This window comes from Streptomyces sp. Root1310 (genome assembly GCF_001426425.1).
GTDB lineage: Bacteria > Actinomycetota > Actinomycetes > Streptomycetales > Streptomycetaceae > Streptomyces.
Window position 1 is genome coordinate 1,753,462 of the sequence record NZ_LMEQ01000001.1, and the last position, 15,559, is coordinate 1,769,020.

Here is a 15,559-nt window from a genome sequence, read left to right on the forward strand (position 1 = left end):
GCTCCACCCTCCCGCGACGCGAGGGTCAAGTGGGAAGCTGACCCCGGCAGTTAGATGCAAGGGGCACGGGAGATACGGGGGCATCAGGTGGGGGACATCCAACCGGCGACACGCGAGGCCGCGCGGCCGACCGCGCCGGGCAGACGGGGAGCGGTCGTCGCCGCCCTCATGCTCTCCATGGCGCTGGCCGCCCTCGACTCCACCGTGGTCTCCACGGCCGTCCCGCAGATCGTCGGCGACCTGGGCGGGTTCTCCGTCTTCTCCTGGCTGTTCTCCGGCTATCTGCTCGCCGTGACGGTCACCCTGCCCGTCTACGGCAAGCTGTCCGACACCTTCGGACGCAAACCGGTGCTGATCACCGGCGCGGCCCTCTTCCTGCTCGGCTCGCTGCTGTGCGCCCTGGCCTGGAACATGGGGGCGCTGATCGCGTTCCGCGTCGTGCAGGGGCTGGGCGGCGGGGCCTTGCAGGGCACGGTGCAGACGCTCGCCGCCGACCTGTATCCGCTGAAGGAGCGGCCGAAAATCCAGTCGAAGCTGTCCACGGTGTGGGCGGTCTCGGCGGTCGCGGGGCCCGGCCTGGGCGGGGTCCTCGCCGCCTACGCGGACTGGCGCTGGATCTTCCTCATCAACCTGCCCATCGGGGCGGTGGCGTTGTGGCTGATCGTCCGTCACCTGCACGAACCGCAGCGGCAGTCGTCGCCGTCCGGACAGAAGCCGCCTCCACGCGCGCGTGGTTGGTCGCGGGTACGCACGACGCGGGCACGCGCGACGCATGGCGCTACGCGTGCACGCGCGCGTGTCGACTGGGCGGGCGCGCTGGCGGTGTTCGCGTGCGGCGGGGTGCTGCTGACCGCGCTGGTGCAGGGCGGGGTGGCGTGGCCATGGCTGTCGGGGCCGTCACTCGCCCTGTTCGGTGCCGGGCTGGCGCTGGCCGGGCTCGTCGTCGTCATCGAACGCCGGGCGGCTGAGCCGATCATCCCGGGCTGGGTGTGGCGCCGCCGCACGATCGCGGCGGTCAACCTCGCACTGGGCGCGCTGGGTCTGCTCATGGTGGCCCCGACGGTGTTCCTGCCGACGTACGCCCAGTCGGTGCTGGGCCTGGGCCCGGTGACCGCGGGGTTCGTCCTCTCCGTCTGGACGCTGAGCTGGCCGCTGTCCGCCGCCCTCAGCCAGCACGTCTACCGGCGCATCGGTTTCCGTGACACGGCACTGCTGGGCATCGGCGCGGCGACGCTTATCCTGCTGGCGTTCCCGTTCCTGCCGTATCCCGGCCAGGCCTGGCAGCCGGCCCTGCTGATGCTGCTGCTCGGCGCCGCACTGGGCCTCTTCCAGCTCCCTCTCCTGGTCGGCGTGCAGTCGACGGTGGGCTGGTCGGAACGCGGCACCACGACCGCGTCCGTGCTGTTCTGCCGTCAGACCGGGCAGACGATCGGCGCGTCGGTGTTCGGCGCGGTCGCCAACGGGGTGCTGGCGGCCCGGCTGGGCGGCGCGGGCGATCTGGACTCCGTCACCCGCGCCCTCGCCGCCGAAACGGCACCCGAGGCCGTCCGGGACGCCGTCGCGAGCGCGGTGCACGCCGTCTATCTGGGCGCGTCCTGCGCGGCGGCACTCGCCTTCCTGGTGCTGCTGTGCGTGGCACCGCGCCGGTTCCCCGTACTGACGGACTGACGGAGCGACGGCCCGGCCGACGGCCCGACAGATGGCCCCACCACGCTTCTGTGAAGATGATCGCCACAGATGCCACAGGAACCACACGGGCGTGGTGTTAACGCGGGTAACACCCCAGGTCAGGCGGCATTTCGCGCAGTAAGCGCATACCGACCACTCAGTTTGGTGAAAACCCTTCGCAGCCGCCGTACTCCCGAGTAACGTGCGTCCCTCGCACCACCCCCCACTCCCTGCGGTCCGCCGCCACGGACCCGAGCCACGCAAGGAGCACGGGATGTCACACGACCCGTCACACCCCGGCCCGACCTACCCATGGCAGCCGCCACCCCAGCCGCCCGAGCCACCTCGGCGCCGGCCGGCCGACCACGCCCCGCTGGGGCACCACAGCGATCTTCGGGTCCTGCGCGGCGCCTACCGCCGCCAGCGGCGGGTGGCCACCCTCACCGCGCTCGGCTACTTCGTCGTCTTCCTGGTCCTGTCGGCGTACGCGCCGTCCCTGATGACCGGCAGGGTGGCCACCGGCCTCCCCGCGGGGCTGCTGCTCGCCCTGCTGCAACTCCCGGTCACCTGCCTGGCGATCGTCCTGTACGAGCGGACCGCCCGCCGCCATGTGGACCCGCTCGCGGACCGCATCCGCAAACTCTCCGAGATCGACGCGAAGCGGGACGCGCGCGGAACCCGTACCAAGGAGGCCGGACGATGACGGAGTTCAGCGACGACGCACAGACGATGTCCCTCGTCGCGTTCACCGCGATCGCCACGATCACACTGCTGCTGTGCGTGATGACCGGCCCCGACCGCGACGACCTCGCCGAGTTCTACACCGGCTACCGCTCCCTCTCCCCGCTGCGCAACGGGCTGGCCATCGCGGGGGACTACATCTCGGCGGCCACCGTCCTGGGCACCGGCGGGGTGATCGCGCTGTGCGGCTACGACGGTGTCGTCCTCGCCCTCAGTACGGCACTCTCCCTGATGCTGATGATGTTCCTGCTGGCCGAACCGCTGCGCAACGCGGGCCGGTTCACCATGGGCGACGCGCTGGCCCGCCGCATGCCGGGGCGGGCGGTGCGCATCACGGCGTGCGCGGTGACACTCGCCGCGCTGCTGCCGATGATGCTCGTGCAACTCGCCGGCACCGGGCAGCTGCTCGCCTTCATCCTGGGGTTCTCCGGGGCCTCGGTGAAGACGGGCTGTGTCGTCTGCATGGGCGTGCTGATGATCAGCTACGCGGCGATCGGCGGCATGAAGGGCACCGCCCTCATCCAGATGCTGAAGATCGTGATGCTGCTCGGCTCCGGCACGGTCATCGCCGTGCTCGTCCTGTACCGCTTCGACTGGAACCCGGGCACCCTCTTCGACGCGGCGGCCGAAGGCAGCGGGGTCGGTGACGCCTTCCTGCACTCGGGGCTGGAGTTCGCCGGCGGCCCCTTCCCCCGCGTCGACATGATCACCGCCCAGTTGTCGGTCGTCCTGGGCGGCGCCTGTCTGCCGCACATCACCATGCGCATGTACACCGCCTCCAGCGCCCGTCAGGTGCGCCGGTCGATGTCCTGGGCGGTCTCCGGCGTCGCACTCTTCGTGCTGATCATGACGGTCGTCGGCTTCGGCGCGACGGCGATCGTCGGCCGCGCGGTGATCGCGCAGGCGGACCCGCAGGGCAACACCGCCTACCTGCTGGGCTCCCGGGGCGCCTTCGGCAGCGAGGTGTCCACGGCCGAGACCCTGCTCTTCACGACGGTCACTACCGCGATCTTCCTCACCGTGCTCGCCTCGGTCGCCGGCATGATCCTCGCCTGCGCCAATTCCCTCGCCCACGACGTCTTCGCGGCACGCGATCCGCACATGTCGGCGCGTCGCGAGATGCTCCTGGCCCGGCTGTCCGCGCTGGCCGTCGGCGTCCCGACGATCCTGCTCGCCGCCCAGGTCCAGCACCGCAGCCTCCAGCCCCTGGTCACGCTCTCCTTCTGCCTCGGCGCCTCGGCGCTCGCCCCCGCCCTCGTCTACAGCCTCTTCTGGCGCCGCTACACACGGACGGGCCTGCTCGCCACCCTCATCGGCGGCACCCTCTCCGTCCTGATCCTCATGCCGGGCACCAACCTGGTCTCGGGCTCGCCCGTCTCCGCCTTCCCCGAGGCGGACTTCAACTGGTTCCCCTTCACCACCACGGGCATCGTCACCGTCCCCCTGGGCTTCGCCTTCGGCTGGCTGGGCACGGTGGTCTCGGGGCGCCGCAAGGCGGAGGAGCAGCGCCGTCAGTACGAGGCGGTGGAGGGCTGGATCCTGGCGGGCGCGGGGCGCAGGGAGGCGTGAGCGAGGGCGGTGCGGGCACTCACCCGCGACCGCCCCACACTGACCGCACCACACCGCCCGCGCCGAGCCGGCCGCCTGACGCCGGTCGCCCAGTCCGTACAGTCCGTGAAGTTCGTGCAGTCCGTGCAGTCCGTGCAGTCCGTGCACTAAGTACCGTCAGTACGGTCATGTCGGTCAATGCGGATGACGCCGTCAATGCCGTCAATGCCGTCAATGCCGTCAATGCGGACGACGCAGTCCCGCTACGAGTAGTTCGACCAGTCGGGGCGGGTCGTACCGGGGATCGTTGTCCGCGCCGATGCACAGGTTGCCGACGCCGCGCATGACCTCGTAGGCCTGGAGGTCGGGCCGGATCTCACCGGAGGCGGCCGCGGCGTCGAGCAGTCGGCCGCACACGGGCACGAGCCGGTCGAGGAAGTACGCGTGCAGCGTCTCGAAGCCCGTGCTGTCGGACTGGAGCACGGCGGCGAGTCCGTGCTTGGTGACCAGGAAGTCGACGAAGAGGTCGATCCATCGCCCCAGCGCGGCGTACGGGGTCGGACCTTCCGCCAGCAGGGCCGGACCGGCCTCGGCACAGGCGTCGACCTGGTGCCGGTAGACGGCGATGATGAGGTCCGCCCGCGTCGGGAAGTGCCGGTAGATCGTGGCCGTCCCGACGCCGGCCCGGGCCGCGATGTCCCGCACCGGCGCTTCCACGCCCGCCGTCACGAAGATCGCGGCGGCCGCGTCGAGCAGGGTCTCCTTGTTGCGCCGGGCGTCCGCCCGCTGAGGCCGGGCCGTGTGCCCCGCACCCGGGTCGCCGTCGTTCACCGCGCCGCCCTCTCCTCCGCCGGCCTGCCCACTGCCCGCCTGCTCAGCGCCCGCTCGCTCAGTGCCTGCTCACTCATGTGCCTGCTTGCCCGTTTCCCGTTTGTCCACCGCCCGGCCCGCTCTGCGCGGCCGGCCCGCCATCCACCCTGTTGCTAAACGGAACAGCGTTCCGTATGTTCAAACGGGACACGGTTCCGTTTGCTCATCATGCCAGAGCGGCGGGCCCGTGACCACGCCACGCACGCGTGGCGACACGACGCCTCATCCTCGAAGAGGAGACAACGGTCATGCAGTACCGCACCTTGGGCCGCACCGGTGTACAGGTCAGCTCCCTCGCACTCGGCGCGATGAACTTCGGCAGGATCGGGCGCACCGGCCAGGACGAGGCCACCGCCCTCGTCGACGCCGCCCTCGAAGCCGGGATCAACCTGATCGACACCGCCGACATGTACAGCGACGGCGAGTCGGAGGAGATGGTCGGCAAGGCCATCGCCGGCCGCCGCGACGACATCGTGCTGGCCACGAAGGCCGGCATGCCCATGGGCGACGAGCGCAACCGGCGGGGCAGCTCGCGCCGCTGGCTCGTCACCGAGCTGGACAACAGCCTGCGCCGTCTCGGCGTCGACCACGTGGACCTCTACCAGATCCACCGATGGGACCCGAGCACCAGCGACGAGGAGACGCTCTCGGCGCTGACCGACCTCCAGCGCGCCGGAAAGATCCGCCACTTCGGCTCCTCGACCTTCCCGGCCTACCGCATCGTGCAGGCCCAGTGGGCCGCCCGCGAGCACCACCTGAGCCGCTACGTCACCGAGCAGCCCAGCTACTCGATCCTCCAGCGCGGCATCGAGACCCACGTCCTGCCCGTGGCCGAGGAGTACGGGCTCGGCGTCCTGGTGTGGAGCCCGCTGGCCTCGGGCTGGCTCACCGGCGCGATCCGCGAGGGCCGGCCCGTCACGACCAGCCGCTCGACGTTCATGCCGCAACGCTTCGACACCGCCGTTCCCGCCAACCGGGCCCGGCTCGACGCCGTAGAACGGCTGGCCGCGGTCGCCGACGAGGCCGGGCTGACCATGATCCAGCTCGCGCTCGGCTTCGTGACCGCGCATCCCGCCGTGACGAGCGCGCTCATCGGCCCCCGCACTCCGGACCATCTGCGCGCACAGCTCGCCGCCGCGGACACCGTGCTCTCCGCCGATGTGCTCGACGCGATCGACGACGTCGTGGCCCCGGGCACCGACCTTGCCGCACACGAGAAGTTCGACACCCCGCCCGCGCTTCTCGACCCGTCACTGCGGCGGCGCTGACCACGCCGGACGGCCTCACCCTCACCGAAGGAATCGACCACTCCATGTCACCCACACCCCGGCCCCGCTTCGGGATCATGACCGCCCCCATGCAGGTCGACTACCACGACGTCCTGAGAATCTGGCGCGAGGCGGACGCGATCCCGGAGATCGAGCACGCCTGGCTGTTCGACCACCTCATGCCGATCGGCGGCGACCCCGACGGACCCGCCCACGAAGGCTGGACCCTGCTCTCGGCGCTCGCCGCCCAGACCCGACGGCTGCGGCTCGGCGTCATGGTGACCAGCAACCGCTTCCGGCCGCCCGCGATGCTGGCCAAGATCGCCACGACCGTCGACATCGTCTCCGGCGGACGGCTCGACTTCGGCATCGGGGTCGGCTCGCGCCCCGACCACCCGCTGGCCCGGCGCGAGTACGCGGCGCACGGCCTGCCCTTCCACGACACCGCGCACGCCGTCGGGAGCCTCGCCGAAGCCTGCACGGTGATCCGACGGTTGTGGACCGAGGAGAAGCCGTTCGACTTCGACGGGACGTACCACCAGCTCACCGGCGCGTTCGGCAACCCCAAGCCCGTCCAGCGCCCCCACCCGCCGATCCTCGTCGGCGGCCGCTCTGCCGCGACGCTGCGCGTGGCCGCCGAGCACGCCGACCTGTGGAACATCCCGGGCGGCGACCTCGACGACGTCGTCCGCCGCAGCGCGCTCCTGGACCGCTACTGCGCCGAGATCGGCCGCGATCCCGCCTCGATCACCCGCTCGATCCATCTGCCCGTCTCCTACGACCGGCCCGACGCCACCCGGGACGCGGTCGGCGACGCGATCGGCGCCGGCTTCCGGCACGTCGTCCTCGGACTGCCGACGCCCTACCCCGCCGACGCCGCACGGTGGGTCGCCGACAAGATCGTCATCCCGTCGTCGTAGACACCGCGCGCCCGCGCGGCGGCGTCACCGTGTGACCGTGTGGGCCGACAAATGCGCTCGGGTCACGCCAGGTCCCGGTCACGCCAGGCCCTGGTCGCGGCAGGCCCTGGTCGCGGCAGGCCCTGGTCGCGGCAGGCCCTGGTCTCGGCTGGTCGCGATCCCGAGATGCCCCGGTCGCGTCCGTTCCTGATCTCAGCAGGTCCTCTCAGCAGGTCCTAGTCGACCGCGCGACCGGTGAGTGCGCTCAGGCTGTTGCGTACGTGGTCCATGTGCGCCTGCACGTCGTCCCGGCGTTCGCCGTGCTCCCGCAGCACCCGCTCCGTCTCGTGGACGACGCGCTCCTCCCGGGCGCGCGCCTCCGCGAGAAGCTCGGCGGCACGCGCGTGTGCCTCCTCCTGACGGATGCGGGCCGACTCCCCGGCCTCCGCGAACGCCTGCTCGGCCTCGGACAGCGCCGCCTCGGCGCGGGCGACGGCCCGATCGTGCCGGGCGTCGAGGGCGGCGGCCCGTTCGGCCTCCTCGCGCTCCGCCGCGGCCCACCGCTCGGCCTGCTCCTTCTCCTGCTCGGCGAGCATGGCGGCGGTGCGCTGGCGCACCTCGCGCAGGGCGGCCAGCGCCTCGCCTCGATACTCCTTGACCTCGCGCCGGGTGCCGATGCGGAGCTCGTCGGCCTCGGCGCGGGCCTCGAGCAACCGCTGGCGGGCGCGTTCCTCGGCTTCCGCGCGCAGCGCGTCCGCCTCCTCCTGCGCCGCGCGGCGCACATCGACGGCGCATGTCTCGACGTATGCGATGTGCTCGCGCGCTTCGCTCCGGGCGTTGTCGCGGACCGCCGCCGCCTCCTCCAGCCCGAGCTGGAGAATGCGCCGTGCGCGCTCCCCGAGGGAGTCGTACGTCTGCGGCGCGAGCCGGGTCACCACCTCGCGCAGCTCCTCGGCCTCCTCCTCCATCTCCCTGGCGAGCACCGTGAGCCGGGCGGCCCGTTCCCACGCGGCGTCCCGGGCGGCGCAGAGGGCGGCGGTGTACGCCTCGACCTGTTCCGGGCGGTAGCCACGGCCTCGAACGGTCATGAACCCCGGCGGTGACATCGATGCGCTGCTCATCCTGTAACCCCTCGCCACCCGATGGACACGACATGATTATTTCGCGCATATCTTGATGGATCGGGCGCAAGTGTTCATAACGCGACACTCCGCGCACAGGTCACGGCCGGCCCCGAACACAAAGGGGCCGGGCCCGATCATCCGACCGGGTCCGGCCCCTTCATGTCCCGCGCGTCCTTACGAGGCGCGACGACCGCTCGTCACAGCAGTCCGTCCCACATCTGCTCCAGCAGCACCGACCACCAGCTCTCGGGCGAACCGAGGGCCGCCGGGTCGAGCGAGGCCAACTGGGCCTGGAAGTCGACGGTCCAGCGACCCGCCTGCTCCTGGTTCAGGCCGAACCGCAGCCGCCACATCCGCCCCAGCAGCGCCAGACAGCGCGCGAACTCGGGCAGCCCGGTGTTCACGAACTGCGGCGGTACGGGCGCACCGCCCGGCCCCGCCTCCACCGGCACGGCGACGATGTTCGCCGTGCCGTACTGCACGCAGATCGCCTTGCCGAAGTCACTGCCCATGACGAGGTACGAGCCCGCGTCCGACGCCGGCTGCACGCCCCGTTCGGCCGCCAGTTCCGCCAGCGTCGGCACCGGCCGGCCCGGCTGGGCCTGCGCCCAGAAGAACGGCCCCATGTCCGCCGGCAGACCCGCCACCACCAGGGTGTGCGCCACCACCGGCGGCACGCCCTGCCGGGACACCGCGGCCTGCTCGAAGCGGAACACCGCCGGCCCGAACACCGCCGCCAGCTCCTGCCCGATCGCCTCGGGCGGCAACGGCGGCGCGGGCTGCACCGGCGGCAACGGCGCCCGAACGGGCGCCGGACGCGCCGGTCCGTCCGCCACCTGGTGCAACTCGCCCTGGTGCGCCAGCAGCTGCTGCATGCCCTGCTGCCGGCTCGCGTGATCCGTGCCGTACGGCGCGATGCTCGTGATCCTGGCCTGCGGCCACTGCTCCCGCATCATCCGCGCGCAGTAGGCGCCCGGCAGCTCGCACGACTCCAGCTCGGTGTGCAGCTCCAGGACCTGGTCCGGGGGCACGTTCATCGCCCGCAGCTCGTGGAAGATCTGCCACTCCGGGTGCGGCGTCCCCGGCGCCGAACGCCGGATCAGCTGCTGCTCCGAGCCGTCCTGCGCGCGAAAACGCAGCACGGCCTGATAGCCCGGGCCGACCGTCGGCAGCCCCTGCTGCTGCGGATACCCGTATGCGGGCGGCTGCCCCGGCACCGGCCCGCCCGGCGGCATCGGGGGCTGGGGGACGCCCGGCCCCGTACCGGGAGCGGGAGCCATGCCCGGGGCACCCGGGAAACCGGGAGCCGGCGGCGGAGGCGCGCCGGGGCCACCCGCCTGGGGCCCGGCCAGCATGGTCTGCGCATGGTGAGCGGCGCCTGGCGCACCGGGTGCGCCAGGCGCACCCGGGAACCCGGGAACGCCCGGAGCCTGCGGTGCACCGGGGGCACCGGGGGCACCCGGAGCGGCCTGCGCGCCGGGCATACCCGGAGCGCCCGGAGCTCCAGGCGCGCCAGGCGCGCCAGGCGCGTGCGGAGCACCCGGAGCGCCGGGCGGCTGCGGCGCGCCCGGTCCCATCCGACCGGGGTCGGCAAGCATCGTCGCGGCGTGGTGAACGCCGCCGGGAGGCGTGCCCCCGGGCGGGTTCGGCCCGGCGGGCGCGCTCGGCGCACCGGGCACACCGGGCGCACCGGGAGGCTGTGGCGCACCACCCGCACCCTGACCCGTACCCGGACCACCCGGACCACCCGGACCGCCCGGACCCGCGGAACCGTCCGGGCCCAGCGACGACACGAGCTGGGTGGGCACATAGCCACCTGCCGGGGTGCCGGGCGCACCCGGACCGGACGGCGGGGGCGAAGGCGTGTTCCCCGGTCGCGAACCCGGCGTTCCCGGCGCACCCGGCGGTGGCGGCGGCTGCGCCCCTCCGCCACGCTGACGACGCGGCGGCGGCGCCGCCTTGCTGGTCGCGGCGTCCGCGATGTCACCGGCGTTCGGGGCGAGCGGCCGCGCGGGCGCGCCCGGACCGGCCGGAGGCGGCGTACCAGGACCGGCCGCCGAGGACGAGGACAGGGAAGGATCCGTAGAGGAACCCGGAGAAACACCCGGGGACGAGGACGGAGCCCCGGGGCCACCCGGCGCGCTCGCGCCCGGCCCCTGCGGGTAGCCGTACGACGAACCGCCCGCACCGCCCGCACCGGACGGACCGGACGGCGGAGCCGGAGCAGTCGGCGGGGTCGGAGGAGTGGGGGAAGTCGGGGAGGCCGGTGTGTTCCCGGCCGCACCGGCGCCACCCGGCCCCGTGCCGCCCGACCCCGGAGCGTCGAGCGCGGGGGCGACCGCCGTCCGCGGAAGCCCGCTGCCGCCCGACATCAGCGCCGTCTTGGCGTCCGGCGCGGACGCCGGCGGCACCGCCTCGTCGTCGGAGCCGCTCAGCGGCGGCGCGAAGACGGTCGCGGGCAGCGAGACGGAACGGTCGTCACCTGCGTCGGCGTTGGTGTCCGTGCCCGCCCACGGCGTCGCCCCGACGGGAGCGGCGGGCGCCGCCGAGCCACCGGAACCCGAACCGGCGGGCACCCCCGCCTGTGTCTCGGGCAGCCCGTTCCCCGGCACGCCGCCCTGGGTCCGCGGCAGCGAGGGATCGCCGCCCGGCACAGCACCGGCCGAACCGGAACCCGCACCCGCACCCGCATGAGCACCGGCACCTGAGCCAGATCCGGGCGCCGAAGCAGCCTCACCGTTCCCGGAGCCGGCCGCGGGAGCCGCGGGACCGTTCCCGGAACCGGCCCCGGAACCGGCCTCCCGCCGATCGGCGATCCCCAGCTTGTCCGCCGCCTCCTGCAGCCACTCCGGCGGCGACAACAGGAACGACGTCTGGTTCAGATCCACCCGCGCCGGGGGGGCCGGCACCGCGTCGGCCGGGGCGTCCGTACGGCCGTACTCCTCCTCGTACCGGCGGATCACCTCGCCCACCGGCACCGACGGCCACAGCGTGGCCTCCCCGCTGTCCCGGGCGATCACCAGCCGCTGCGCGCCGCCGTCCGAACGCGGTCCCTCCGCGCGGTCCTCGGCCCACACCACGAACCCGAGCTCGAACTCGCGCACCCGCACCTCACGGTGCTGGTACGCCGGCACATCCCCGTTGATCCACTCTTCGGCGCGCTCCTGCGCCTGCGCGAACGTCACCATCGTCCAGCTCACTCCCCCACCGAAGACGCGGCCGCCGCCGGCACCACACGCGCGAACCCGCCGTCCACCATCAGATTGGCCACCGTCTCCAGCTCCGGCGGATTACCGGCCAGCCTCGACAGGAAGACGTCGAAGTCCTCACCGCACGGCAGCAACAGCCGCTCCATGCGCTCCGCGGGCGACCACGCAGGATCGACGTCCCGGATGTCGTCGTACGCGCAGAACCACACCGAACCGGCCCGCTCGCCCCGCACCTTCACGGCGAGCAGCCCGCCCTGCACGAACGCGACGCCCAGGTAATCCTTCGTCAGATGGTCGCGCAGACACTTGTTCACGTACACGAGGTCGTTGACCGCCGCCTCGTCGCGCACCGTGAAGAACGGCTGGTCGACCAGGAGCCCCAGCTCCGCGTCCAGGGCCGCGCCCACCGGCGCACAACCGCCGGCCGCCTTCACGAACGACCGGTACGCCCCCGGCAGCCGGTACCCCAGGTCCTCCTCGACCCCCTGGACCTGCTGTTCCGTAACCGCCACGCCCGACTTCGGGAGCCCGAAGTGCACCGGGCGCGTCTCCTGAAGGGGCCGCGTCCCGCGCTTCGCCTGGTCCACGACCGCCGACGACACCCCGCCGTGATGCCGCAGCAGCGCCTTCACCTCGACCGGGACCAGCTCCAGCCGCCGCGAACCCACGACGTGGTGCCACGTCCAGCCGTGCGGTGTCGCCACGCTCGACACCGTGTCCCACAGCTCGTGGCCCGACGCCGCCAGCACCGCGTTCGCCGACACGTAGTCCGTCAGCCGCAACTCGTCCACGCCGAAGCCCTCCGGCGGATCCGCGATCTCCGCGGCCGCTCGCGCATACGGCGAGAAGTCGGGGTAACCCCGCTCGTCCATCCGCACGCCTCTCGGGTGCCGTGCCGCCCGGACCGGATCCGGGAAATGCACGACCTGCCCGGCATAGGCCGCGTTCGGCGGCGCGGCTTGCTGCCCGAGCCGACCTGTCGTCATGGCGGTTGCCCCCTGCGGCACTCTGTACGGCCCGCAGCGGCCGGTTCCGCTTCCGGATCCACCCACCACGCCCCGTATCGACTGTCTCCAACAATCTCCAACGCGCGTCAACCGCGCGCCGACGGTGCCGACAGCCTATGCGGTACGAGGACAGCGGTCACCGGCCCTCCGCTTCCGTGACCAGCCGTCACCCCGCCGTGACAGCCCGCCCAAACCCGGGCGTGTCGAACCGCCCCAGCTTCCGCACCCGCCACGCCATTTGGCACTCTGTGACGTCCGGGGGGATGCACGGGAGGGGAAAGCGATCATGAACGCGACTCAGACGGGGTCTCACACCGGCAGGTCGGACGACCTGTACACCGCCGACACGGCCGCCCACGACACCGGCCGGACCGGCGGTCCGCACACCGGCCCGTCCGGCGATCCCCGGATCGGCTGGTCCGCCACCGAGACCCCGCACGCGCCCGTCCTCCGCCACCGCCGCGACGGCATACTCCCCACCGTGGCCGCCGCCCTCTCCGTCCGCGGCGCCACCCTCACCGGCACCGCCGCCCGCGCCGACCAGCCACCGCCCCTGCACCCGCTCGTCCAGGACTTCCTCGACACGCTCACCAGCACCCAGCGCGACCGCTTCACCGGACGCTGCGCCGAGGCGCTCCTCATCTCGCGGCACATCACCGCCGCCGACGCCGCCCGCAGCAGACGCGCCGCGCGTCGTCCCATGAGCAACGGCGAAGCACGCAAGACCCTCAGACAGGCCAAACTCACCACCCGCCGCATCCGCGAGGACGGCGACCCCCTGCACGGCAGTTTCGCCGCTCCCTGCCGCGCCTGCACCGCGCTCAGCGCCCACTTCGGCGTCCGCATCGTCGACCCGTCGACCGCGGGCGGCTGAGCCGCCCCCTACCGTCACCCCCCGCGCAGAAGGACACCACGGCCCCACCGGGCCACGCACCACCAGCTCGACGAACGAAGGGCCGATGCACCCCGACCGCACTTCCACCACACGCTTCCCCGTCCCCGTCGACGCCGCGCTGCGCGCCGCCGGCTGGCAACCCGGACGCTGGGACATCAAGCAGGCCGAGATCTGGGCCGACACCCTGCGCGAACACACCTCACCCGCCGGCCACCGGCACGCCGTCTTCCCCGCCGCCGTCGAGGCCTGGGCCGAGTTCGGCGGTCTGACCATCGCACCCACCGGCCCCGGCCGCCAGGTCGCGCCCAGCACCGTCCACCTCGACCCCCTGCACGGCCTCCACCTCGCCCGCACCCTCGCCGACCTCGGCCGCGCCCTCGACACCGACGTCGCGCCCCTCGGCACCGAGACCGACACCCAGGGCATCCTCGCCATCGACGCCGAAGGCCGTGTCTACGCCCTCGACCACACCGGCGACTGGTACCTCGGACCCGACATCGACCAGGCCCTCGGCGCGCTCGCCGCCGGCATCGAACCCGTCCGCCTCACCGCCGGCTGACCGGCCGGGGCGGGCTCCCGGGGGCTACGACGCCGGTATCACCGCCGACACCCGGAAGCCCCCCGCCTCCGTCGGCCCCGACACGAACACCCCACCCAGCGCCATCACCCGCTCCTTCATCCCCACCAACCCGTTGCCCCCCGACGGGAAGCCCGCCGACAAGGCCGACACCTCCGGCGGCGGGCCGTTCTCCACCTGCATCGCGATCTCCCCCTCGCGATGCGCCAGGCGCACATGCGTCTTGGCGCCCGCCGCGTGCTTGTGGACGTTCGTCAGGGCCTCCTGCACCACCCGGTACGCCGTCTGCTCCACGTCCGCCGCGTACGCCCGCACCTCCCCCTCCACCAGCAGCTCCACGACCATCCCCGCGGCCGCCGACTGCCCCACCAGCTCGTCGAGCTCGGACAGACACGGCCCCTCGCCCTCCTCCACCACCACCGCGGCGGCCACTCCCACCGCCACCACCGGCACCGACGCCGCCCGCTCTCCCGGACCGCCGCTGCGCAGCACGCCGAGCATCTCCCGCAACTCGGTCAACGCCTGCCGCCCCATGTCACCCACGAGCGCCGCGTTCCGCACCGCCTTCTCGGGGTCCTTGCGGGCAACGGCCTGCAACGCCGCGGCGTGGACGACCATCAGGCTCACGCGATGCGCGACCACGTCGTGCATCTCACGGGCGATCCGGGTGCGCTCCTCGCCGCGCGCCCACTCCGCCCGCTCCTCCGCCCGCTCCGCGAGCAGCTGCAACTCCCGCTCCAGGCTGTCCGCCCGCTCCCGCAGGCTCTCCATGAGCCGCCGCCGGGCGCCGACGTACATCCCGAGCAGCAGCGGCGGGGCGGTGAGCCCCAGCGAGGTCGTGATGGCGGCGAAGGGGATGAACCAGTCGCCGATGGTCAGCCGGCCCTGGTCCATGCTCTGCCGCACCCGCACGAACGTCACGATCAGCGTGCCCACCAGTTGCATCCCCGCGAGCGAGGCGATGATCCGGCGGGGCAGCTCGGAGGCGGCGAGGGTGTACAGCCCCACGATGCCCATCAGGTAGCCCATCTGGGCCGGGGTGATCGCGATCGACACCAGCACCACCGCGATGGGCCACTTCCGTCGCACCACCAGGACCGACCCGGCGAGCAGTCCGAACACCACCCCCGCCGCCGACGGGATCCCCGCGTCCCGCGCGAACGGAACCCCCTCCACCGCGCACTCCACGGCGGACACGAGCCCCAGGCTCCAGTCGAACGCCGCGCTCCGCCATCTGGCCCACCACCACGGCCCTCCCGGGACCGCCGTGTCCTCTTCCCCCGTCGTGGTCATGCCTCCAGCCTACGGGCGCGACCCCCGGCTTTTCCGGCGACTTTCCCCGACCGGCCGACACCACACTCCGTAACCGAACAGCATCGAAACCCACCGGTATCCCTCGAACTGCCGAACCACGCCTGTTCGAGGGCGGAACCGGCCATTCCGGCGCGGGTCCCGCCGCGCGGGATCGACTCCCACCACCCCTGCCGGGGCCCGGCCCGCCCGCCCTCGGGTGATCATGGTCCGGAGCACCGGCCCGCACCGGTCGGGAGCACCGGCCTACACCGTCGCGTCGAGGGCTGATGGTGCGGCATAGTAGAAGGCGCCACACGACAGCCGGGCCAAATGTCCGGTTAAGTCACCCTTGTTCCCCTGTGGTGTAATTGGCAGCACTGTGGCTTTTGGTGCCATATGTCCGGGTTCGAGTCCTGGCGGGGGAGCCATACCAGAATCGGGCCCTGACAGCACTGTCAGG

Annotated in this window: 12 protein-coding genes and 1 tRNA gene; 8 read left to right on the forward strand and 5 right to left on the reverse strand. The window is 72.9% G+C overall.

The window, feature by feature from the left end; genetic code table 11:
* Positions 1 to 87: 87 nt before the first annotated feature.
* The 3 genes from ASD48_RS07535 to ASD48_RS07545 all read left to right on the forward strand — a co-directional run bounded on the left by ASD48_RS07535 (position 88) and on the right by ASD48_RS07545 (position 3,978).
* Positions 88 to 1,668: an MFS transporter gene (locus ASD48_RS07535; RefSeq protein ID WP_063887405.1), complete on the forward strand. Its 1,581-nt coding sequence runs from the start codon at positions 88 to 90 to the stop codon at positions 1,666 to 1,668.
* A gap of 274 nt (positions 1,669 to 1,942) precedes the next feature.
* On the forward strand, positions 1,943 to 2,371 hold the full coding sequence (locus tag ASD48_RS07540) for a DUF485 domain-containing protein (RefSeq protein ID WP_057600583.1): 429 nt from the start codon (positions 1,943 to 1,945) through the stop codon (positions 2,369 to 2,371).
* A complete protein-coding gene (locus ASD48_RS07545; RefSeq protein WP_057600584.1) occupies positions 2,368 to 3,978 on the forward strand; it encodes a cation acetate symporter in 1,611 nt (536 codons plus the stop codon). The genes ASD48_RS07540 and ASD48_RS07545 overlap by 4 nt, the downstream gene beginning before the upstream one ends.
* A 219-nt stretch (positions 3,979 to 4,197) precedes the next feature.
* Here the strand turns inward: ASD48_RS07545 and ASD48_RS07550 are convergent, their stop codons facing one another.
* Entirely contained in the window at positions 4,198 to 4,788 is a 591-nt protein-coding gene (locus tag ASD48_RS07550; protein WP_057600585.1) for a TetR/AcrR family transcriptional regulator, read from the reverse strand.
* Positions 4,789 to 5,075: 287 nt separating this feature from the next.
* Here ASD48_RS07550 and ASD48_RS07555 point away from each other — a divergent pair, with 287 nt between their 5' ends.
* Both ASD48_RS07555 and ASD48_RS07560 read left to right on the forward strand, forming a co-directional pair.
* The gene (locus ASD48_RS07555) at positions 5,076 to 6,095 is read left to right on the forward strand and encodes an aldo/keto reductase (protein ID WP_057600586.1); all 1,020 of its coding nucleotides are present in this window, start codon (positions 5,076 to 5,078) and stop codon (positions 6,093 to 6,095) included.
* Positions 6,096 to 6,139: 44 nt separating this feature from the next.
* On the forward strand, positions 6,140 to 7,015 hold the full coding sequence (locus ASD48_RS07560) for an LLM class flavin-dependent oxidoreductase (RefSeq protein WP_057600587.1): 876 nt from the start codon (positions 6,140 to 6,142) through the stop codon (positions 7,013 to 7,015).
* A 215-nt stretch (positions 7,016 to 7,230) separates the two neighbouring features.
* Here the strand turns inward: ASD48_RS07560 and ASD48_RS07565 are convergent, their stop codons facing one another.
* The 3 genes from ASD48_RS07565 to ASD48_RS07580 all read right to left on the reverse strand — a co-directional run bounded on the left by ASD48_RS07565 (position 7,231) and on the right by ASD48_RS07580 (position 12,313).
* Positions 7,231 to 8,115, reverse strand: a complete 885-nt coding sequence (locus ASD48_RS07565) for a hypothetical protein (protein WP_057600588.1) — start codon at positions 8,113 to 8,115, stop codon at positions 7,231 to 7,233.
* Between the two features lie 200 nt (positions 8,116 to 8,315).
* Entirely contained in the window at positions 8,316 to 11,306 is a 2,991-nt protein-coding gene (locus ASD48_RS43140; protein WP_107104235.1) for an SUKH-4 family immunity protein, read from the reverse strand.
* A gap of 8 nt (positions 11,307 to 11,314) precedes the next feature.
* On the reverse strand, positions 11,315 to 12,313 hold the full coding sequence (locus ASD48_RS07580; protein ID WP_057600591.1) for an SMI1/KNR4 family protein: 999 nt from the start codon (positions 12,311 to 12,313) through the stop codon (positions 11,315 to 11,317).
* A 307-nt stretch (positions 12,314 to 12,620) separates the two neighbouring features.
* Between ASD48_RS07580 and ASD48_RS07585 the strand changes: the two genes are divergently transcribed.
* A complete protein-coding gene (locus ASD48_RS07585; protein ID WP_199875659.1) occupies positions 12,621 to 13,208 on the forward strand; it encodes a YwqJ-related putative deaminase in 588 nt (195 codons plus the stop codon).
* Positions 13,209 to 13,293: 85 nt separating this feature from the next.
* The gene (locus tag ASD48_RS07590) at positions 13,294 to 13,788 is read left to right on the forward strand and encodes an SUKH-3 domain-containing protein (protein WP_057600592.1); all 495 of its coding nucleotides are present in this window, start codon (positions 13,294 to 13,296) and stop codon (positions 13,786 to 13,788) included.
* A gap of 24 nt (positions 13,789 to 13,812) precedes the next feature.
* Here the strand turns inward: ASD48_RS07590 and ASD48_RS07595 are convergent, their stop codons facing one another.
* The gene (locus ASD48_RS07595; protein ID WP_057600593.1) at positions 13,813 to 15,099 is read right to left on the reverse strand and encodes a histidine kinase; all 1,287 of its coding nucleotides are present in this window, start codon (positions 15,097 to 15,099) and stop codon (positions 13,813 to 13,815) included.
* Positions 15,100 to 15,452: 353 nt separating this feature from the next.
* Between ASD48_RS07595 and ASD48_RS07600 the strand changes: the two genes are divergently transcribed.
* A tRNA-Gln gene (locus ASD48_RS07600) sits at positions 15,453 to 15,527 on the forward strand.
* Positions 15,528 to 15,559: the final 32 nt, after the last annotated feature.